The 20,941-nt window shown below is 51.2% G+C and carries 20 protein-coding genes; 13 read left to right on the top strand and 7 right to left on the bottom strand.

What is annotated here, in order from left to right; translation table 11 throughout:
* Nucleotides 1-23 precede the first annotated feature (23 nt).
* Nucleotides 24-653: a carboxypeptidase-like regulatory domain-containing protein gene (locus tag EFB08_RS09975; protein WP_165864849.1), complete on the bottom strand. Its 630-nt coding sequence runs from the start codon at nt 651-653 to the stop codon at nt 24-26.
* A gap of 248 nt (nt 654-901) precedes the next feature.
* On the opposite strand from EFB08_RS09975, the gene EFB08_RS09970 reads away from it, so the two are divergent.
* Nucleotides 902-2,602 carry an amino acid permease gene (locus tag EFB08_RS09970; RefSeq protein WP_227006289.1) on the top strand — a complete coding sequence of 567 codons (1,701 nt, stop codon included), beginning with the start codon at nt 902-904 and terminating at the stop codon, nt 2,600-2,602.
* A gap of 144 nt (nt 2,603-2,746) precedes the next feature.
* A complete protein-coding gene (locus EFB08_RS09965; RefSeq protein ID WP_123126809.1) occupies nt 2,747-3,169 on the top strand; it encodes a hypothetical protein in 423 nt (140 codons plus the stop codon).
* 11 nt (nt 3,170-3,180) lie between these two features.
* Here the strand turns inward: EFB08_RS09965 and EFB08_RS09960 are convergent, their stop codons facing one another.
* Together EFB08_RS09960 and dusB are read right to left on the bottom strand one after the other, a co-directional pair.
* On the bottom strand, nt 3,181-4,122 hold the full coding sequence (locus EFB08_RS09960; RefSeq protein WP_227006288.1) for a DMT family transporter: 942 nt from the start codon (nt 4,120-4,122) through the stop codon (nt 3,181-3,183).
* 206 nt (nt 4,123-4,328) lie between these two features.
* On the bottom strand, nt 4,329-5,327 hold the full coding sequence (gene dusB / locus EFB08_RS09955) for a tRNA dihydrouridine synthase DusB (RefSeq protein ID WP_123126808.1): 999 nt from the start codon (nt 5,325-5,327) through the stop codon (nt 4,329-4,331).
* Nucleotides 5,328-5,383: 56 nt separating this feature from the next.
* On the opposite strand from dusB, the gene EFB08_RS09950 reads away from it, so the two are divergent.
* The 4 genes from EFB08_RS09950 to EFB08_RS09935 all read left to right on the top strand — a co-directional run bounded on the left by EFB08_RS09950 (nt 5,384) and on the right by EFB08_RS09935 (nt 9,431).
* On the top strand, nt 5,384-6,331 hold the full coding sequence (locus tag EFB08_RS09950) for a CPBP family intramembrane glutamic endopeptidase (protein ID WP_123126807.1): 948 nt from the start codon (nt 5,384-5,386) through the stop codon (nt 6,329-6,331).
* A 96-nt stretch (nt 6,332-6,427) separates the two neighbouring features.
* Complete coding sequence (locus EFB08_RS09945; protein WP_227006287.1) at nt 6,428-7,237, top strand: phosphatidate cytidylyltransferase; 810 nt, start codon at nt 6,428-6,430, stop codon at nt 7,235-7,237.
* 118 nt (nt 7,238-7,355) lie between these two features.
* Nucleotides 7,356-8,630, top strand: a complete 1,275-nt coding sequence (locus EFB08_RS09940) for a Glu/Leu/Phe/Val family dehydrogenase (RefSeq protein ID WP_123126806.1) — start codon at nt 7,356-7,358, stop codon at nt 8,628-8,630.
* A 114-nt stretch (nt 8,631-8,744) separates the two neighbouring features.
* Nucleotides 8,745-9,431, top strand: coding sequence for a phosphatidylserine decarboxylase family protein (locus EFB08_RS09935; RefSeq protein ID WP_123126805.1), 687 nt, complete (start codon nt 8,745-8,747; stop codon nt 9,429-9,431).
* 174 nt (nt 9,432-9,605) lie between these two features.
* Here the strand turns inward: EFB08_RS09935 and EFB08_RS09930 are convergent, their stop codons facing one another.
* Together EFB08_RS09930 and ribD are read right to left on the bottom strand one after the other, a co-directional pair.
* Complete coding sequence (locus EFB08_RS09930) at nt 9,606-10,088, bottom strand: GAF domain-containing protein (RefSeq protein WP_123126804.1); 483 nt, start codon at nt 10,086-10,088, stop codon at nt 9,606-9,608.
* Nucleotides 10,089-10,277: 189 nt separating this feature from the next.
* Nucleotides 10,278-11,330 (bottom strand): bifunctional diaminohydroxyphosphoribosylaminopyrimidine deaminase/5-amino-6-(5-phosphoribosylamino)uracil reductase RibD, encoded by a 1,053-nt coding sequence (gene ribD, locus EFB08_RS09925; RefSeq protein ID WP_227006286.1) that lies wholly within the window; start codon nt 11,328-11,330, stop codon nt 10,278-10,280.
* A 69-nt stretch (nt 11,331-11,399) separates the two neighbouring features.
* On the opposite strand from ribD, the gene prmC reads away from it, so the two are divergent.
* The 7 genes from prmC (at nt 11,400) to rfbA (ending at nt 18,509) form a co-directional block, all read left to right on the top strand.
* Nucleotides 11,400-12,257 carry a peptide chain release factor N(5)-glutamine methyltransferase gene (gene prmC, locus EFB08_RS09920; protein WP_123127042.1) on the top strand — a complete coding sequence of 286 codons (858 nt, stop codon included), beginning with the start codon at nt 11,400-11,402 and terminating at the stop codon, nt 12,255-12,257.
* A 138-nt stretch (nt 12,258-12,395) separates the two neighbouring features.
* On the top strand, nt 12,396-12,995 hold the full coding sequence (locus EFB08_RS09915) for an acyltransferase (RefSeq protein WP_123126803.1): 600 nt from the start codon (nt 12,396-12,398) through the stop codon (nt 12,993-12,995).
* A gap of 2 nt (nt 12,996-12,997) precedes the next feature.
* Nucleotides 12,998-14,287 (top strand): nucleotide sugar dehydrogenase, encoded by a 1,290-nt coding sequence (locus EFB08_RS09910; protein WP_123126802.1) that lies wholly within the window; start codon nt 12,998-13,000, stop codon nt 14,285-14,287.
* A 9-nt stretch (nt 14,288-14,296) separates the two neighbouring features.
* The gene (gene galE / locus EFB08_RS09905; RefSeq protein WP_123126801.1) at nt 14,297-15,322 is read left to right on the top strand and encodes a UDP-glucose 4-epimerase GalE; all 1,026 of its coding nucleotides are present in this window, start codon (nt 14,297-14,299) and stop codon (nt 15,320-15,322) included.
* An 18-nt stretch (nt 15,323-15,340) separates the two neighbouring features.
* Nucleotides 15,341-16,387, top strand: a complete 1,047-nt coding sequence (rfbB, locus tag EFB08_RS09900) for a dTDP-glucose 4,6-dehydratase (protein WP_123126800.1) — start codon at nt 15,341-15,343, stop codon at nt 16,385-16,387.
* A 226-nt stretch (nt 16,388-16,613) separates the two neighbouring features.
* Nucleotides 16,614-17,621 carry an SDR family oxidoreductase gene (locus EFB08_RS09895; RefSeq protein WP_123126799.1) on the top strand — a complete coding sequence of 336 codons (1,008 nt, stop codon included), beginning with the start codon at nt 16,614-16,616 and terminating at the stop codon, nt 17,619-17,621.
* 3 nt (nt 17,622-17,624) lie between these two features.
* A complete protein-coding gene (gene rfbA, locus EFB08_RS09890) occupies nt 17,625-18,509 on the top strand; it encodes a glucose-1-phosphate thymidylyltransferase RfbA (RefSeq protein ID WP_123126798.1) in 885 nt (294 codons plus the stop codon).
* Between the two features lie 106 nt (nt 18,510-18,615).
* On the opposite strand, the gene chrA is transcribed toward rfbA, so the two are convergent.
* Together chrA and EFB08_RS09880 are read right to left on the bottom strand one after the other, a co-directional pair.
* On the bottom strand, nt 18,616-19,791 hold the full coding sequence (gene chrA, locus EFB08_RS09885; protein WP_123126797.1) for a chromate efflux transporter: 1,176 nt from the start codon (nt 19,789-19,791) through the stop codon (nt 18,616-18,618).
* Nucleotides 19,792-19,891: 100 nt separating this feature from the next.
* Nucleotides 19,892-20,863 carry an isopenicillin N synthase family dioxygenase gene (locus EFB08_RS09880; protein ID WP_123126796.1) on the bottom strand — a complete coding sequence of 324 codons (972 nt, stop codon included), beginning with the start codon at nt 20,861-20,863 and terminating at the stop codon, nt 19,892-19,894.
* Nucleotides 20,864-20,941: the final 78 nt, after the last annotated feature.

Genomic DNA, 20,941 nt, shown 5'->3' with positions numbered 1-20,941 from the left:
TTTCGGGAAAAGAGGCTAAAAACTTAATTCCGGAAGAGGGTCCGGAGTTTGTAGAACATGCTTCGGGGCGAGTACCATTTAGCGTGATAGCCACCCACTATCACACTTTCTCCCAAGGCTTGGGCATCTAAGTTCAGTAGAACAGGTTCATCTGGAGCTTTAAGCAGCTTATCCAAGTTCCTCTCCTGAGGCACATAGCCTATAAAAGAGAAAATCAATGCTGGATTTTCGTGAGGCAAATTTGCGGGAACCCGAAGCGAAAAATAGCCATCTGCATCTGTTAAGGTAACAATAGTAGTGCCTTTGATTTGTATGGTTACTCCTGGCAAAGAGATTTGCTCCTTGGCATCCAAAACCCTTCCTTTGAGAGTTAAGAGGCTATCTTGTGTTGAAAATTCTTTTTGGGCTTCTTCCTGTTCTTGGGTTGTAACTGAGATCGGCGTAGAATTAGAAGCTTCTGCCTCCACGGACTTCGAACTGAGCCAGACGGCTAAGGCCAATGTCATTGTCTTCCAAGTCCATCGGTTTCTGGAGGCAGAAACAGAAACCAGCTCTCTTTCTAGCTGTTTTTGGCTAAACCGTCCGCAAGTATTGCCTTTCTTTTGTTCCAGCCAATCCACCACTTCGGCATCTGACATCGCGGTGAAATCCATCACTGTTTTAGAGCAACTTTGGCAAAAACGGCCCTGGTTCTGAGGAGTCATGGCCTGCCAATTCTGGTGGCAGGGCTGGGGCACGGAGACGGTGAGGCGGCGGGTTGGCATGGCTCGATGGTTTGTCTAAATATAGGGAGTTTCGCCGCTTTCAGAATATTTTCCTTAACTTTTACCCTGAATTTCTACACCAAATAGAACCTGTGAGCTTTAAAAGTCTTTTCCGCCGCAAGAGTTTATCCGCTGTTTTGCATACCCCACCTGCCGATGTCGCCGTCCACCCTGGAGCGGTAGAAGAAGGTTTGGAACGTAATCTTACCGTCAGAGACTTGACTTCCCTGGGGATTGCGGCCATCATTGGCGCGGGTATCTTTAGTACCATTGGGAACGCGAGTTACGAGGGAGGCCCGGCGGTATCCATGCTGTTTGTCTTTACGGCCATTGCCTGTGCGTTCTCAGCGTTGTGTTACGCACAGTTTGCGGCCACCATTCCGGTGAGCGGATCGGCGTACACGTATGCGTACACCTCGTTTGGGGAACTGGCGGCCTGGATTATTGGCTGGGCCCTTATTATGGAATACACGGTGGGCAACATTGTGGTGGCCATCTCCTGGAGCGATTATTTTACCGGGCTTATGAGCGGCATCGGGATGGATATTCCGGTGTGGCTCACCATGGGTACCCAAAGCGCACACAAAGGCTACAATGAGGTGATGGCGCTTTTGCAGGCCGGGCAACCGCTCACGGCTGCAGATCCGGTGCAATTGGAGGCATACAACACGTGGCGGGCCGCCCCAGATTTTCTGGGCGGGAAACTGGTGATTGACCTGCCCGCGTTTATGATCAATGCTGTCATCACTACTTTGGTGTACATTGGTATAAAAGAGTCTAAAAACGCGTCTAACCTGCTGGTGCTGTTGAAAATGGCTGTGGTGTTGGTGGTGATAGCGGTAGGCGTTTTCTACGTGAGTCCGGCTAACTGGAGTCCTTTTGCTCCTAACGGCATCGGGGGCGTGTTGAAAGGCGTGTCAGCGGTGTTCTTCGCTTATATCGGGTTTGATGCCATCAGTACCACTGCCGAGGAATGCAAGAATCCACAACGAGATTTGCCCCGGGCTATGATTTACGCGCTCATCATCTGTACCGTGTTATATGTGATCATTACGCTGGTGCTTACCGGCATGGTGTCTTACAAAGAACTGGCCGTGGGCGATCCTTTAGCGTACGTTTTCACGAAAGTAGGCGTAGACTGGTTGGCCGGTGTAGTGGCGGTGAGTGCCATTTTTGCGATGGCCTCGGTGTTGCTGGTGTTCCAGATCGGGCAACCACGCATCTGGATGACCATGTCGCGCGATGGTTTGCTGCCTCCGGTTTTCTCTAAAGTACACCCTCGCTTCAGAACCCCTTCTTTCTCTACTATCGTGACCGGTCTCTTTGTGGGCGTTCCGGCCTTGCTGCTGAACATGGATTTGGTAATTGACCTTACCAGTATCGGGACGCTCTTCGCCTTCGCCCTGGTGTGTGGTGGTATCCTGATGATCGATCCGCAGGGTACTTCCGATGCGCGTTTCAAGGTGCCTTACCTGAACGGGAAATTCCTGGTGCCGTTGATTCTGGCCGTGATTGGCGGTTTGGTGTTGGTGTATAACCGCGAGGCCATTGATGCGTTCTGGAGTGCCGTGGCCTGGAAAGGCGGTTACGAGGAGTTTCGCCACCAGATTCCTATGTTGGTGTTCCTGATTTCCTGCGTGCTGATGGCCTGGGTTTCGTTCCGGAAAAATCTCTCGCTGTTGCCGGTGCTGGGGCTCCTGACCAACCTGTACCTCATGACCCAACTAGGCGTGAACAACTGGTTGCTGTTTTCTATTTGGTTGTTGATCGGGTTGGCTATTTACTTTGGGTACAGCTTCAAACACAGTAAGTTGGCCACCCGTGTGCCTGTGGTATAGCTTCTGCCGCAGGTATTTTGCGGAAAGCCGTACGTGGGAAGCATAAAAAGGTTTAAATTATTTTTCTTTATAACCCGATAGGTGGTATCTTGCTTATACTTGGGGCTGGCAGAACTGTGCGCTTGCCTGTTTAAAGCTTAGGCCGTGGTTGAGAGAGAGATATTAGAGAGCAATCTGCACCTGACGTACCGGAAAGATTTGGATATCCTGTTCCTGCGGTGGTTTCGGGACCCAGATTCTGTACAGCTTCGGCAAGGATACCTGCACGCCCTTGATTTAGCCAAAGAGGTAAGAACCGCCTATTACATGTTTGATTTACGCAGCCGGGGGCAGGTGTCTGCAGAAGACGAAGCCTGGTTACTGCAGACGTTCTTCCCGCTTCTAGAGGAGGAGTTGAACTATCCCAGCTATTACGCCAATCTGGTAACCCCCACCCATTATGCCTACATCCGCGACAATGTGGGGCTGGAACTTCTGGATAAGTATAGTGACCTCACCAAAATGGCCGTCTTTACGGCAGAGCAAGATGCCGTGGCCTGGCTCCTCAAATCCCGCGCCGACCGCTAGTTCCCGTTCCTTTATTTCGCCCGATTCACCAACAGCACTCCGCCCAGAATGACGGCCATGCCCACGTAGTGCATCAGGTGGATGGTTTCGCCATCGGCAACGCCCCAGATCAACGCCACAATGGGCATGAGGTAGGTAGAGGTGCTGGCAAACAGCGTGTTGGTCATGTGGATGAGCTTATTATAGAATACCAACCCAATGGCCGTACTGAACACGGCCAATAACGTAATGTACCCCAACGCTTCCCAAGCGGCAGGTTGCGTGGCCATCTTTTCCAGCGCCGGGGTGGTGCAGAGATAAGCAAATGCAATAGGGCCAACGGTAAGCAACGCCAGACTAGCCATGGTCAGCGGCTTGATGCCCGCCAAACAGTGTTTGATGATGTTCAAACTTCCGCCGTACAGTACCGTGGCCAACACCACGTACAAGCCATAAAAAGAGTTGGACGAGCTTTCCTGCGCGCTCCCCATGAAAATCAAGACAGCCGTGCCCACAATCCCAATCAGGATACCCAGCACCCGCAAAAGCGTGATCTTCTGCTGAAAGAAAATCGCCCCGATGATGAGCGTGAACAGCGCCGTAAGGGAATTCAGGACGCCCGCTAAGCCGCTCGCCAGCTGCGTCTCGGCGTAAGCGAACAGAAACGCCGGAATCAGGTTGCCAATCAATCCGCTCAGTAAAAGGAACTTCCATTGATGAGGCTTGGGCGCTTTCAACCCCTTTAAGGCAAAAGGCAGCAAAGCCAGCGTGGCGATGGTAATCCGGATGGCACCTAATTCATCGGAGGAAAAAACTTCCAGCCCTTTCTTGATCAAGATAAACGAGGTGCCCCAAATGAGCGCCAGGCCAATCAAGATCACCCACGCCAAAGTGGGGGTAGAGGTGGTGGAATGGGCAACGGCGGGGGAGGTAGTTTGGGTAGACACGGCGGCTGGGCGAAAATGGAAGGGCAAAGATACTATTTGCTGCTTACTAGTAAGTAGATGCAGAAAAGATATCAAAGGGTTTGGAGCCTAGTTTGCTAAAAATAGGCCTTAAGCGCCTCGCTTCTCCAAGGCGTCAGATCAAGCCTGTTTAGTAGGGAAGAAAAAGAAAAGCTTTTCGGGGCCGATTTTCGTAAATCAGCCCTGAAACGCTTCTTCGGTTTATAATTTAGAGCTTACGCCTCCGCGTACTCCATAGAATTAGCAATCTCGTCCAGAATGGCGTAGATTTCCTGCGGGTCTTCGGTCTGCACCAGGCGGGTTCGGTAGCCTTTCACATTAGGCAAACCTCTGAAGTAGTTGGCGTAATGGCGGCGCATCTCAAAGATGCCCAGGCGCGGGCCTTTCCACTCCAGACCTTTATCGAAGTGCATTTTGCACATGTCAATGCGCTCCTGAATAGTAGGCGGGGCCAGCAGCTCGCCGGTCTGCATGTAGTGCTTCACCTCCCGGAAAATCCATGGATACCCGATTGAGGCGCGGCCAATCATAACCCCATCCACGCCGTATTTATTTTTGTACTCCACGGCTTTCTCCGGAGTGTCAATGTCACCGTTCCCGAAAATAGGGATTTGGATGCGTGGGTTCTCTTTGATTTTCCGGATCAGGGTCCAGTCGGCCTCGCCTTTGTACATCTGTACGCGGGTGCGGCCGTGCACAGTCAAGGCTTTGATCCCGATGTCCTGCAAGCGTTCAGCTACTTCTTCTACGTTTTTGGTGGAATCGTCCCAGCCCAGACGGGTTTTCACGGTTACCGGTAAACCAAACGGCTCTACCGCCTGTACAATGGCCGAGGTCATGGCCACCATCTTAGGGATATCGCGCAGCAAGGCCGCGCCGGCACCTTTGCAGGCCACGTTTTTCACCGGGCAACCGTAGTTGATGTCAATTAAATCGGGGCCTACCTGCGCCGAGATCACCGCCGACTCGCGCATGGAGTCAATATCAGAACCGAAGATCTGGATCCCGATGGGCTGCTCGTAGTCAAAGATGTCCAATTTCTGGCGACTTTTGGCGGCATCCCGTATGAGGCCTTCAGAGGAGATGAACTCCGTATACATTAAGTCGGCGCCGTTGGCCTTGCACACTGCCCGGAAGGGTGGGTCGCTGACGTCTTCCATAGGCGCCAACAGCAGCGGGAAGTCCGGTAGCTCTATCTGACCGATTTTTACCACGTGATTGAGTTTAAATATTTCGCGTAAATTTACCTCATTAAAACCACACCGCCTATATGAAAGGTTTCATCTCACCTACGCTGCATCCGTTTAAGTCACTTTTGTTGTTCACGGGGTTTGTGGTGGCGGGCCTGTTCATCGGGAATTTCCTGGCCATGGTGTTGGTGAAAGTCCTGTGGGGTTTCGGGCTGATGGAGATTTCCCAGATGCTGTCCCGGCCCAGTGACTATCCTGAGAGCCGCAGCGCGTTGGTGCTGTTTCAGGGCGTGGTGCATTTGGTAGGCTTCACCATCGCTTCTCTTGCCTTTCTTCGGTTCAATGCCCATCGGCCGTATGATTTCCTTTCGCCCAGGTTGGCGGTTCCTTTCTATTTGATGCTGGCTAGTGCCTTGCTGCTGTTGGTGATCATGCCGGCGGCTTCCTGGGTAGTGCATTGGAACGCGAACATCGATTTCCCGTCTTTTCTGGAGGCGTTTGAGCGCTGGGCCAAAGCCAAAGAAGATGAACTGCGCGAGCTTACCCTGGAGTTGACTAAAATCAGCACTATTCCGCAGTTGATCCTGGGGCTGGTGGTATTTGCCGTGCTGCCCGCCATTGGCGAGGAGTTGGCCTTTAGAGGCATTGTGCAGCGGGAATTGCAGCGCTGGTGGCGTAACCCGCACCTAGGCATCTGGGTGGCGGCCATCGTCTTCGGAATTATTCACATGCAGTTCTATGGGGTGGTGCCGCGCATTCTGCTAGGGGTGTTGTTTGGGTACCTGTACTGGTGGTCTGGTAATATCTGGGTGCCTATCCTGGGGCACTTCATCAACAACGGCTTCATGGTGCTCATGATGTTCTTGGCGCAGCGCAATGCCGTGGCCATCAACGTGGAGTCTACCGAGCCCGAGAACCTGCCTTTGTCGCTGTTTTCGGTGGTGCTGAGTGCCGGTATCCTATACAGCCTGTACGCGGCCTTCCGTAGATTACCTTCTGCCGCCGTAGAGGAAGAGCCCCGTTTCTAACCTTGTTTTCAGAAATCAGCCCTAAAGCCGCAGGCGGGTTCTCCCTTGCGCCCTGGTGTTGCTTAATCCTTGTAAATGGAAAAAGAGAAAAAACAAATGAGTAATCTGCAGCAGCGCGTGCTGGCCGGAGCCATCGGTGGTGCTGTTTTCATAGGGGCCATTTACCTGAACGAGTGGACGTTTTTCGTGCTGTTTCTGGCGCTCACCATCCTAGGGCTGCTGGAATTTTACCGTTTACTTTCTTTCAGAGGGTTTCAGCCCAATCGGGTGATCGGTGCCTTGCTGGGCATTGGTTTGTACGGGTTGGGCTTTGCCGTGGAGCGCGGCGATGTCTCCAGTGACTGGCTTTTCCTGCTGCCGCCCGTGATGCTGCTGGCCTTGGTGGCCGAGCTGTACCGCAAAAAAGAGCAGCCCTTTACCAATGTGGCCCTCACACTGGTGGGTGTTTTCTACATCGCGGCTCCGTTTACGCTGTTGCACGTACTGGCTTTTCTGCCAGACAGATACAGCTGGCAGATTATTCTGGGTGTTATGTTCCTGATCTGGTCCTCAGACACAGGAGCCTATGCGGCGGGTAAAACCTTTGGGAAAAATAAATTATTTCCGCGTATTTCGCCCGGCAAAACCTGGGAGGGCTGGGTTGGCGGCGTGCTTTTGTCTTTGGGTGTGGCATGGATATTGTCCCTGTACTTCCATGACCTGGAACTGGAGCACTGGGTAGGCGTGGCCGTATTGGTTTCTGTGTTCGGGGTTTTGGGCGACTTAGTGGAATCCATGCTCAAAAGAAGCCTGGACGTGAAAGACTCTGGGACCCTCATTCCTGGGCACGGCGGCATCCTGGATCGGTTCGATAGCCTGATTCTGGTGGTACCCTTTTTAGTGGCTTTTTTAGAATTGGTGAAGTAAAATAACCTATTAATAAAAGCGCCAACATTAGTATTGTTTTGCAAAATTGGTAATTTTGGGGCCTGATATTTTCCCCTGATTAGCAAATTAATAATTTATGGCAGCATATAACAGTAAGATGGCTTATAAAGAACCAGCACCTATCAAGGACAAAGAGAATCCTTTTGAGTCCATGATGTCCCGTTTCAACATTGCGGCGGAAGTGCTGGGTTTGGATGACGATACCTATGAAGTTCTGAAATCGCCTACCCGTCAGGTAATTGTGAATTTACCCGTGACCATGGATGATGGCAGTGTGCGCGTATTTGAAGGCTTCCGGGTGGTGCACTCTAATATATTAGGCCCTTCTAAAGGTGGTATCCGGTATGACAAAGGCGTTTTCCTGGATGAGGTGAAAGCCCTGGCTGCCTGGATGACCTGGAAGTGTGCCGTAGTAGACATTCCGTACGGCGGAGCCAAAGGCGGAATCGTGTGTGATCCTACTGCCATGTCCGCCGGTGAGCTGGAGCGCTTGACCCGCGCCTATACCGTGGCTTTGATCGATACTTTTGGTCCTGACCAGGATATTCCGGCCCCGGATATGGGTACCGGTCCGCGCGAGATGGCCTGGTTGATGGACGAATACTCCAAAACCAAAGGCATGACCGTGAACTCCGTGGTAACAGGTAAGCCGTTGGTACTGGGCGGTTCTTTGGGCCGCGTAGAAGCGACCGGCCGCGGTGTGATGGTATCGGCGATGGCCGCGATGGAGAAACTGGGCATGAACCCAACCCAATCTACCGCTGCCGTGCAGGGCTTCGGGAACGTAGGTTCCTGGGCAGCGAAACTGTTGGCTGAGCGTGGGGTGAAAATCCTGGGCGTAAGCGACGTGAGCGGCGCTTACTGGAACGAAGGCGGCATCAACATTGAGGAAGCCATTGCCTATAAGAACGCGCATAACGGTCGTCTGGAAGGTTACGGGGGCGCAGAGCCCATCAGCAACGATGAGCTGTTGACCTCAGCGGTGGATTTATTAGTGCCGGCTGCCGTAGAAGACGTGATCACCGCCCGCAACGCGCACCAAATCCAGGCTAAACTGATCGTGGAAGGCGCCAACGGCCCAACCTCGGCTAACGCCGATAAGATCATCAATGAGAAAGGCATCATGGTAGTGCCTGATATTTTGGCCAACTCCGGCGGGGTGACCGTGTCTTACTTTGAGTGGGTGCAGAACCGTTTGGGCTACAAGTGGAGCCTGGACATGGTGACCGAACGCTCTGACCGGATCATGACTGAGGCCTTCAACAAAGTGTACGCTACGTCTCAGAAATACAACGTTCCCATGCGTATTGCCGCCTACATTGTGGCCATTGACAAGGTCGCGCAGACCTATAAATTCCGGGGCGGCTTCTAAGCAAGACACCCTGAGAAAGGATTGAAATTCATCTATTCTTGCCGCCTTCCGTCTTTTTTCTAGACAGGAGGCGGTTTTTTTTATATTTTTGTTGTTGAGCCCAACGCGTATCTGATGAAAATTCATAAAGAAGGACGAAAGATTCTGTTTTTTACCCTGTTAGGATTGCTGATTGTAAACATGCTGCTTTACTATTTCAACAGCGAGCACCTGACGTTCAATAGAATCTTCTCCGGCGTTTCGTTTATCGTTTTCCTGCTCATTCTGCAGTTTTTCCGGAGCCCGTACCGGAACCTGCTTCTGCACGAGGACCTGGTGGTAGCCCCCGCCGATGGCAAAGTAGTGGTGATTGAGAACGTGGAGGAACCGGAGTACTTCAACGATGTGCGCAAGCAGATTTCCATCTTCATGTCGCCCATCAACGTGCACATCACGCGTAACCCGGTTTCCGGAATCGTGAAGTATTTCAAATACCACCCCGGAAACTACTTTGTGGCCTGGCACCCAAAATCAAGCACCAAAAACGAGCGCACCACGGTAGTAGTGGAGTCTCTTGCTGGTCCCGAGGTGTTGTTCCGGCAGATCGCTGGTGCCATGGCGCGCCGAATTGTGTGGTATGTGACCGAGGGTGATGAAGTAAACCAGGGCGAGGAGTTTGGGTTCATCAAATTCGGCTCACGGGTAGACATCTTTGTTCCGGTAGACACCGAGGTGAAAGTAGAACTGGGTCAGAAAACCAAAGGCGGGCAGACCGTCATCGCCCAATTGAAAACCAGCAGTTCGGGCTCGTTCTTCGGGTAAGTTGGTATTACCTATCAAGACGTTTTCTGAGATTCAGATTTATATAAAATGAAGAAGCCTCATCTGGGAAAGATGAGGCTTCTTCATTTTAGTTTAGGGGTGTTTTCTAGAAATCAGGCCCAAATCGCTGATTCAAGAAGTCTTGCTACTTCATACGCGATACTTGAAGCTAGCTTAGAACCAGTTCTCGGCCATTTTCATCAATTGCTCCAGGTATTTCTGATCCACTTCGTCGAAATCATCCAGGCGGTCGCTGTCCACGTCCAATACCATTTTCACTTCGCCATCTTTGATCACCGGCACCACAATCTCGGATTTCGATGCGCTGCTGCAGGCGATGTGCCCCGGGAACGCTTCCACGTCTGGTACCAGAATGGTTTCGCGGCGGGTATAACAGGCACCGCAAACGCCTTTGTGGAACGGGATACGCGTGCAGGCCACCGGTCCCTGGAAAGGCCCCAGTACCAGTTGGTTTTCTTTCACCAGGTAAGCGCCCACCCAGAAAAAGTTGAACCCTTCTTTCAGAGCCGCCATCACATTGGAAAGATTGGCGATCAAATCGGTTTCCGGCGCTACCAGGGCTTCTATCTGCGGAAGCAGGGCTTTGTATTTCTCTTCTTTAGAGAGGGTCTTGTCAATAAATAAGTCTTCGGCCATGGGGAATGTGCTGATTTGTAAATGTGCTGATGTGCTGTTGTTCTGGGAAGCACAGCTTGTTCTTGAACGGCAAAGGTAGCCTCCCAAGTTTCCTGGAGCAACTGTCCTCTGGTATACCAAGGCAGCTAGGTGGGTTGCTTTTTGTTTCAGGGCCCTTTTCGAGAAAACAGGCTCAAAGAAAGAAGTCTGCTAAAGGAACTGGTGCTGGTTTCGATAAACCGTAAGTTCGTCGTCGCCTACCTTCATTCGGGAGGAAAAAGGCAAAGCCGGAAGTTGGGGAGCTTTAACGCCCTCTCCCAGCTTTTTCGGACTTTTCAGGACCCTGATTTCGTCCCAAAGGTTAGCCTGAAGAAACGCCTCCAGCAACAACGTTCCCCCTTCCACCAGCACCGACTGTACATTCCGTTGGTAAAGGTCGGTCAGCATCTGGGGTAAAAAGTCTTCATCGGGCGAAAGGATGGCAAACGTGGTCTGGATGGTGGCTTGTTTCTCTTGGTAAGTGTACACCAAGGTGGGCTGAGAATCGTCTAGCAAGTGATGGGTAGCCGGAATGTTCAGGTGTTTGTCGATGGCGATTCTTAGCGGAGCCGGACCGGGCCAGTGGCGGGTATTCAGTTGGGGGTTATCGTGGAGTGCCGTGCGAGTGCCCACCAGAATGGCCTGTTCCTCGGTGCGCCATTTATGGACAAGTTGTTTCGCCAAGGAGCCTGAGATCTGGGTGGCTTGATAGTTGGGCAGGGCAATAAACCCATCCGCTGATTCCGCCCATTTTAACACCAAATAGGGCCGTTTCCTGATCTGGAAAGTGAAAAAACGACGGTTCAACTCAAGGCCTTCTTCCTTCAATACCCCGATGTGAACTTTGCAGCCTGCCTCCGTTAGTTTCCGGATGCCCCGACCAGACACCAAAGGGTTGGGGTCAGTGTTGCAGATGACCACGTCCCGTACCCCGTGCTGGATCAGGAAATCGGCGCAGGGCGGAGTTTTGCCGTAGTGGGAGCAGGGCTCCAACGTCACATATACCTGGCAATGGGGAAGCAAGCTTTTATCCTGAACACTGTTGAGGGCATTCACCTCGGCATGCGGCCCTCCGTATCTCTGGTGCCACCCTTCCCCAATGATCTTGTTTTCATGGACCACCACGCAACCCACAATGGGGTTAGGGCGGGCCCAACTGGTACCAAGGGCAGCCAGGTCCAGAGCCCGTTGCATGTACTTCTCATCTCTGCTCATCTTGTGCATGTACGCGTTCTGGTTTATTCTTTGCCCGAATATCGGGTGTTTTTTCAGAAATTGCCCAAAACCGACTTTATGCAGACCATTGAAGCCTTACTGGAGAACCTAGCCCGCCAACTGGAGGCCTTTTATGAAAAGCCTGAAGCACGCACCATAGCTGACTGGGTCCTGGAGCATGCCTTAGGGGTGGGGAGATTTGAGTTGCTACAGCGACGGCGGGAAGAAGCCTCAACTGTGCTTGAGAAAAAGGTGCAAGGATATCAGGAACGACTGCTCCGGCATGAGCCCCTGCAGTATGTGTTAGGCGAAGCCTCCTTTTATGGACGTGAGTTTGTAGTGACCCCCTCTGTCCTGATTCCCCGTCCGGAGACGGAAGAGCTGGTACAACGCGTCATTAAAACCTATCAGCACCAACAAGGAGTTAAATTGTTGGACATCGGCACAGGCAGCGGGTGTATCCCTATTACTTTGGCGGCGGAGTTGCCTTCTGCGGAAGTCTGGGGACTGGATGTTTCTATTGAGGCCTTGGCTGTGGCAAAGCTGAATGCAGAAAAGCTCCAGCAGCGGGTAACTTGGCTCCAATACGATATCCTGCGTGAGCTTCCAGCCATAGAGATGGGAAGTTTAGATGCGGTGATCAGTAATCCGCCGTACGTGCTGGAAGACGAGAAAACCCAGATGCGCCAGAACGTGCTGGACTTTGAGCCGCACCTAGCCCTATTTGTCCCTAACCATGATCCTTTGCTTTTTTACCGCCGAATAGCCTTGGTGGCGCAGCAGTTCCTTAAGAGAGGCGGGAAGTTGTTCTTTGAGATCAATGAACGCTTTTCAAAGGAAACCCTGGAGATGTTGCAGGAAATGGGGTATGAAAACGTGCAAGTGTATGAAGATCTGCGGGGCAAAGACAGGATATTGGTGGCGGTTTGGCGTTGATTTCCTTTGAAGCATCATGAATATAACCACCTTACAGGAAATTATTATAAAAAGCCCTACCTTTGCGGCTGAAAAAATGATATCCAGATAAGAAGGTTATCCGTAAAGAGCTCGGCTCTTTAAACAAGCCCAGTACCTATGAACCAACCTGCTTCCGCGTACACCGCTCATGAAACCGCTGTCATTGACGAAGGTTGCCGCATTGGAGAAGGGACCAAGATCTGGCATTTCTCACATATCATGTCTGATTGTGTCATAGGCAAACGCTGTAATATTGGGCAGAATGTGGTGATTTCCCCCGGCGTCATTCTGGGGGAGAATGTCAAAATCCAAAATAACGTATCGGTTTACACCGGGGTGGTGTGCGAGGATGATGTTTTCCTGGGCCCTTCTATGGTGTTTACCAACGTGCTCAATCCCCGGAGCGCCATTAACCGTCGGGGCGAATACCTGAAGACTATTGTGCAAAAAGGAGCGAGCATCGGGGCCAATGCTACCGTGGTGTGCGGTCATACCATTGGAGCCTATGCCCTTATTGGTGCCGGAGCCGTGGTCACCAAAGATGTGCCTCCTTACGCGTTGGTGTACGGGAATCCTTCCAAACAGCATGGCTGGGTAAGCGAAGCCGGACATAAACTGGCCTTTGATGACCAAAACGAAGCCATCTGCCCAGAAACAGGTGAGAAATACGTTTTAGAGAATAATCAAGTAACTAAATCATCCATTCAAATAGATTAACTGTGTACCAGCAACTCCTCAACAAAGAAGCCAAATTAGCAGTCATCGGATTAGGATATGTAGGACTTCCCATTGCCCTGGAGTTCGCCAAACAAATCAGTGTTATCGGGTTTGACATCAATGCTCAGCGGGTTGAGTTGATGAAAAACAACGTGGACCCTAGCGGTGAGCTGGAGGCTTCTGCGTTTGAAGGGTGTGACATCACCTTCACCAACGACCTTGAAGTACTTAGAGAGGCCCGTTTCTTTATTGTAGCGGTTCCTACCCCTATTGATGCTTACGCTTTGCCAGACCTGAAGCCTTTGCTTGGAGCCTCTACCACCGTGGGTAAGGTTCTGAAAAAAGGTGATTTCGTGGTGTATGAGTCAACCGTGTACCCGGGCTGTACTGAAGAAGACTGTATTCCGGTATTGGAGCGCGAATCTGGTCTTAAATTCCACACCGATTTTAAAGTGGGTTACTCCCCAGAGCGCATCAACCCGGGCGACAAAGAGCACACGCTTACTAAGATCGTGAAAGTGGTATCTGGCTGCGATGAAGAATCTCTAGATATTATTGCTAAAGTTTACGAACTGGTGATTCAGGCCGGTGTGCACCGCGCTTCTTCCATCAAAGTGGCCGAGGCTGCCAAAATCATCGAGAACACGCAGCGTGACGTGAACATCGCTTTGATGAACGAGTTGTCCATCATCTTTGACAGGATGAACATCAACACCTATGAAGTGTTGGAGGCCTCCGGCACCAAATGGAACTTCCTGAAATTCTTCCCTGGCTTAGTAGGCGGTCACTGCATCGGCGTGGACCCTTACTACCTGACCTATAAAGCCAAAGCGTTGGGTTACGATTCCAAAATTATCCTGAGCGGCCGTACCATCAATGACGGTATGGGCGCGTATGTGGCCAGCAAAGCCATCAAGATGATGATCAAAGAAGGAAAAGCTATCTCTAAGGCCAAAGTACTAGTGATGGGAGCAACCTTCAAAGAAAATGTGGAAGACATCCGTAACTCCAAAGTGGCCGATGTGATCAACGAACTGAAAAGCTTCGGGGTGCAGGTAGACGTGGTGGATCCCTATGCATCTTCTGATGAACTGGAGCATGAGTACGGTTTCGCCTTAACTTCTGAGCCAAGCAACGACTATGATGCCGTAGTAGTAGCCGTGAACCACAAAGATTACTTAGGTCATGATGAAAACTACTTCAAAGCCATCTCTGCCGATAATCCTATTGTCATAGACTTGAAAGGTATTTATCGCGGAAAAATCAATACATTGCCTTACTGGAGCTTATAAACACGTACTATGAGTAAAATTCTTGTCACCGGCGGAGCAGGCTATATTGGCTCCCACACCGTGGTAGAACTGGCACAGGCTGGTTATACACCCATCATCGTTGATAATTTCAGCAATTCTGAGGAACGGGTGCTGGAAGGACTAGCTCAGATTTTGGGCAAGGAAGTAACCTGCTACAAAGTAGACTGCACCGATGCCGCTGCGTTACAGGAAGTTTTCTCAAAAGAAAGTGACATCGCCGGGGTTATCCACTTCGCGGCCTATAAGGCGGTAGGAGAGTCGGTGAAAGAGCCTTTAAAGTACTACCACAACAACGTGGCAGGATTGGTGACGCTTCTGCAGGTGATGGAAGCGAGCAAAGTAACCCAGCTCGTTTTTTCTTCTTCCTGCACCGTGTACGGAGTTCCCGAAAGCCTTCCGGTAACTGAGCAAACCCCTACGCAGAAAGCGAACTCGCCTTACGGCAATACCAAGAAGATTGATGAGGAGATTCTGCAGGATGTAGCCAATAGCGGAAGCTATTCCGTGAAGTCTATTGCGCTTCGGTACTTCAATCCGGTAGGAGCGCATGAGTCAGCTCTGATTGGGGAGTTGCCTTTGGGTATCCCAAGTAACTTGGTACCCTTCATCACCCAAACGGCTGCCGGTATTCGGGAAAGTCTAACTGTGTTTGGAACAGACTACGACACCCCAGATGGAAGTAATATCCGCGATTATGTGCACGTCGTAGATTTGGCTAAGGCTCACCTTGCTGCCATCAAACGTCTGGAGAAACCAGATGCCTTACCTTACGAAGTATTCAACATTGGTACCGGTCAAGGCAGCAGTGTTCTGGAAGTGATCAAAGCTTTTGAAACTGCCACGGGCCAAAAATTCAACTACAAAATAGGACCACGCCGCGCGGGTGATGTGCCGGCGATTTATGCCGATGTAACCAAGGCCACGCAGGAACTAGGCTTCAAAACTTCCTTATCATTGGAAGACAGTTTGGGCAGCTCCTGGGCTTGGCAACAGCAGTTGATGAAGAAATCATAGAAGTTAATACAAAGTAGAATGAAAATATTAATCACCGGAGGAGCCGGTTTCATTGGTTCCCACGTAGTGCGGTTATTTGTAACAAAGTACCCCAACTATCAAATTTTCAATCTGGATAAACTTACGTATGCAGGAAATCTTCAGAACCTGACGGATATTGAAGATGCTCCTAATTACACCTTCATCAAAGGCGACATCACCGATCAGGAGTACATCAACGGGTTGTTCCAAGAGCACCGATTTGATGCCGTAATGCACTTGGCCGCCGAGTCACACGTAGACCGTTCTATCACTGACCCAATGGCATTTGTGCGCACGAACGTGAACGGAACCTGCAATTTGTTGCACGCGGCCAAAGAACTCTGGAAGTCTGATTTCACCGGGAAGATATTCTACCACATCTCCACCGATGAGGTGTATGGTTCACTGGGTGAGGAAGGCATGTTCACCGAGGAAACCAAATACGATCCCCGCTCGCCTTATTCGGCCTCCAAAGCCAGTTCAGACCACTTTGTGCGGGCTTACTATCACACCTATGGCTTGCCGGTGAAGATCTCTAATTGCTCCAACAACTACGGACCCAACCACTTCCCCGAGAAGCTGATTCCGCTGGCGCTGAACAACATCAAGAACAACAAACCGGTGCCGGTGTACGGCAAAGGCGAGAACATCCGCGACTGGTTATATGTGATTGACCATGCCCGTGCCATTGACAATGTATTCCACAAAGGCAAAGAAGGCGATACTTACAACATAGGCGGCGTGAACGAGTGGCGCAACATTGACCTTATTCACCTGCTGTGCGATATCATGGACCAGAAATTGGGTCATGAGCCAGGCACCTCCCGCAAACTCATCACCTTCGTGACTGACAGGGCTGGCCACGATTTACGCTACGCCATTGACTCTTCCAAGATCATGAATGAGCTGGGGTGGAAACCATCTGTTACGTTTGAGGAAGGTCTGGAGAAAACGGTAGACTGGTACCTGCAAAATGAGGAATGGTTGCAAAATGTGACTTCCGGTAGCTACCAAGAATACTATAAGGAGCAATATGCCCGCTAAATTTCAATAGAAATGCGTTTAGAAGCTGTTTCCATAAAAGCAGCTTCTAAATGCATTTTATTTAAGCATACTACTTCCAATAGAAGAAAGTCTTCTACTGGAAGTAGTATGAACCAATCATTCAAAAGAATCAGACTGAGAGAGCAGAAAAGCTTGTGTTTTGAAGGTAGTTTTCTCAAAGTAGCCTTAAAAGGGGCACATGATTCCTAATTCTTAATTGTTTACAGTGTACGAGCATCCTTTCCACAACGGCTCTTTAGAGCAAACTTCCTTTCTAGTAACCGGCGGTGCCGGATTCATCGGTTCTAACCTGGTAGAATATTTATTGAAGTACAACGCCAAGAAAGTGCGGGTGCTGGATGACTATTCCAACGGCTTTCACAAAAACCTGAAGGCTTTCCAGGATAATGACAGACTAGAGGTGCTGGAAGGAGACATTCGGGATCTGCAAGCCTGCATGAAAGCCTGCGAAGGAATGGACGTGGTGTTGCATCAGGCCGCTTTGGGTTCAGTGCCCAGAAGCGTAAAAGACCCGGTGACTTCCAACGCGGTGAACGTGGGCGGCTTTGTGAACATGCTCATGGCCGCCAAAGAACAGAACGTGAAACGCTTTGTCTACGCCGCCTCTTCCTCAACTTACGGTGACAGCAAGTCGCTGCCCAAGGTGGAAGACAAGATCGGCAAGCCGCTTTCCCCTTACGCGGTGACCAAGTACGCTAATGAGTTGTACGCCGATGTGTTCGGAAAAACCTACGGCATGGAAATCATCGGGCTGCGGTACTTCAACATCTTCGGCCCACGCCAAGACCCGAATGGCGCTTATGCAGCCGTGATTCCTTTGTTTATCGACGCGGTGTTGAACAACCGCGGGCCAAGAATGAACGGTGATGGCGAGCAAACCCGTGACTTCACCTTCGTGGAGAACTGCGTGGAAGCAAACATTCGCGCGGCTTTAGTGGAGAACCCCGAGGCCACTAACCAAGTCTACAACATTGCGGTGGGCGACAGAACCTCGTTGAACGACCTGTTCAACATCCTGAAGGAAGAAGCCGGCGTGGATGTGCAGGCGGAGTACGGTCCGGAGCGTGCCGGGGACATCCGCGATAGCTTAGCTGATATCTCCAAAGCACAGCGCCTATTAGGGTATAACCCACAGATCAGAATTCAGGAAGGACTTCAAAGAACTTTGGCTTGGTTCCGCGATAACCAAGATTTCATTTACAACCAGAAATAAGACATGAAAGGAATCGTCTTAGCCGGAGGCTCAGGAACAAGGTTACACCCGCTCACGCTCGCTGTTAGCAAGCAATTGATGCCGGTGTATGACAAACCCATGATCTATTACCCGCTGTCCACTTTGATGCTGGCCGGGATCAGAGACATTCTCATCATTTCCACGCCGCACGACCTTCCCATGTTCGAGCGTCTGCTGGGCGACGGCAGTCAGATCGGGTGTAATTTCAGCTACCAGGTGCAGGAAGTTCCGAATGGATTAGCCCAGGCATTTGTGTTAGGCGCGGATTTCATCGGGAACGACAAAGCCGCTTTGATTCTGGGAGACAACATCTTCTATGGGTCAGGCATGAGTAAACTGCTGCAAGCCAACAATGACCCTGATGGCGGGGTGGTGTATGCCTATCATGTGAATGACCCGGAGCGCTACGGCGTGGTGGAGTTTGACCAGAACATGAAAGCCGTCTCTATTGAAGAGAAACCAAAGCAACCGAAATCAAGCTACGCAGTGCCCGGCCTTTACTTCTATGACAATGATGTAGTAGAGATCGCCAAAAATCTGGAGCCTAGCCCGCGTGGGGAGTACGAAATTACCGATGTAAACAAAGAATACCTGCGCCAGGGCAAGCTGAAAGTAGGCATTCTGGACCGCGGTACGGCTTGGTTAGATACCGGCACCATCCAATCCTTGATGCAGGCGGCTACGTTTGTGCAGGTGATTGAGGAGCGTCAGGGACTGAAGATCGGGTCTATTGAGGAGGTGGCCTACCGAATGGGTTTCATCAATGCCGAGCAACTTCAGCGCGTAGCCGAGCCCCTGCGCAAAAGCGGTTACGGTGATTATCTATTAAGCGTCCTGAGAGAGCAGAAAGTAGTTGCGAACCTCTAGCAAATTGTAAAGTAGAGACAAGTAATATCAAGAAGCCCTGTGAGAGTATAACCTCACCGGGCTTTCTGTTTTTGGGCTGTTTTTGGAAATAGGTGCTTGAAACAGATTAGTTAGGAAACAGCAAACCAACCACCAAGCCAGCCAGAATGAGCGCGGGAGCCGGAATTTTCGTCCATTGCAGCAGCGCAAAGGTGAGCACCACCAACCCGAAGTTGTAAGGTGTGTTCTCGATGGGGTGGTACAGCATAATGGCGGCGGCACACACCATTCCGCAGCCTACGGCGTTGATGCCTTCCAAAGAAGCCTGAATGACACGGTACTTCCTGAGTTCCTCCCAGAACCGGATCACGAAGAAGATCAGGAACGTGCCCGGCAGGAAAATAGCGATGGTGCAGACCACGCCACCTAGAATCTGTCCGCCCCAGCCGTACGGGCGCATGGCCAGGGTGCCGATGTAGGAGCAGAAAGAGAAGACTGGACCGGGTAAAGCCTGCACCAACGCGAACCCAGACAGAAACTCCTTGGAGTTTAGATAACCCTTGAACTCCACAAACTCGGTGTACATCACAGGAATCAGAACTTGGCCACCGCCAAAAATAAGGCTGCCGTTCCGGTAGAAGTTCTCAAACAGCAGCACCGCCCGAAGTTGCGTAAACCTTCCTAGCAAAGCTGCTGCAATCAAAACTCCTAGAAACAACAGGAAATTGGCCCATTCTACCTTCATGGGTTTTTTCTCTAGCACCGGCTGGCTCTGGAACCTTAATGCTGTTAGGCTACCACCTATCAGTAGCAGCAGCGGAAAAACCCAGGGAGATCGGAAGAAAAAAGCCAGGATAGCGGAGAACACCATGATTACGATGCCGCCTTTGGTGTAGACTACTTTGGAGCTGATCCGCCAAGCGGCGAAAGCCACGAAACCAACGGCCATAGGTTGGATAAATCGGGTGAAACCCAAGGGTGCGCCTTTGCCTTGCAAGAAAGAGATGATGAGGGCTGCCGCAATCATAATGAGAGCAGCGGGCGCAATCCAGACCAACAGTGTGAGGTACGCCAGGTTTGGGCCGCCCACTTTGAACCCGATGGCGGTGATGGTTTGGGTAGAAGAGGGGCCAGGCAGAATCTGGCACAGAGCATTCAATTCCAGCAGTTCCTTCTCGGTGATGTAGCGCCGCTTTTCCACCAAAAGGCGCAACATCATAGCAATATGCGCCTGAGGCCCGCCAAACGCCGTAAGCGAAAGCGAAGCCACATCCTTCAGGAAGAGATAGTTACGAGGGCGCAATAGAACGAGGGGTTGGAAGCGTTTCTGGCCTGTTTTCTAAAAATAGGCATAAAAACGAAAGGAGCCCTTAAAGGCCCCTTTCTATGATACGGTAAACAGATTATTTTTTCAGACCCAGCTCCACCAGGCGCTCGTTGAGGAACTCTCCGGCGGTGATGTCTGGAAATTGTTTCGGGTTCTGGGCGTCAATGCAGCTCTCCAGGCAAGTCAGGTCCATCTCAGAACGCGGGTGCATGAAGAATGGGATAGAGAAGCGGGACGTGTTCATCAGCTCGCGCGGTGGGTTCACAACGCGGTGGATGGTAGACTTCAACTTGTTGTTGGTGTGGCGGGACAGCATATCGCCCACGTTCACGATGATCTGCTCAGGCAAGGCCGTGATCGGGATCCATTTACCGTCACGGCGAAGCACCTGAAGGCCATCGGCGGAGGCACCCATCAGCAAGGTGATGAGGTTGATGTCCCCGTGCTCGGCGGCGCGTACGGCATCGGCAGGGACGGCATCCGGGTTCTCGATAGGGAAATAATGGATCGCACGCAGAATGCTGTTCCCGTTGTGTACTTTGGCCTCGAAATAGTCTTCAGAAAGACCCAGGTACAGGGCTAGGGCGCGCAGAACCTGCTTGCCGGCGGCTTCCAGACGGGTGTATGCCTCCAGGGCTACTTCCCGGAACTCGGCTACCTCTTCAGGCCAAACGTTGTCTGGGTATTCTTCTTTGATAGGGTCGTTGTCAGTAACTTCCTGGCCCACGTGGTAGAACTCCTTCAGGTCACCGGTGTTGCGGCCCTTGGCGTGCTCTTTTCCTTTGCCCACGTAACCGCGTTGTCCGGCCAGGCCGGGGATCTCGTATTTTTGCTTTACGTCATCGGGCAGGGCGAAAAATTTTTTGATGGCCGCGTATAAACGATCTGTCAACTCATCGCTTAGGCCGTGGTTTTTCAGGGCGGCAAAGCCGATGTTTTGGTGCGCATCGCCCATGGCCTGTACGAAAGCGGCTTTGCGGGCCGGATCGCCGGAGGTGAAATCGGCTAAGTCCACCGATGGGATTTCCTCTAATAATTTATCGTTCATAAACCTGTCCTGACGTGTTTTTGAATGGCTTTTAAAATATGCTGCAAGTTACGAAATTTCTATCTTTGAAACCTTCTA

This window comes from Rufibacter latericius, from assembly GCF_003721515.1.
GTDB lineage: Bacteria > Bacteroidota > Bacteroidia > Cytophagales > Hymenobacteraceae > Nibribacter > Nibribacter latericius.
Note: the sequence above shows the minus strand (reverse complement) of the source record. Positions and strands in the feature narration are given on the sequence as shown.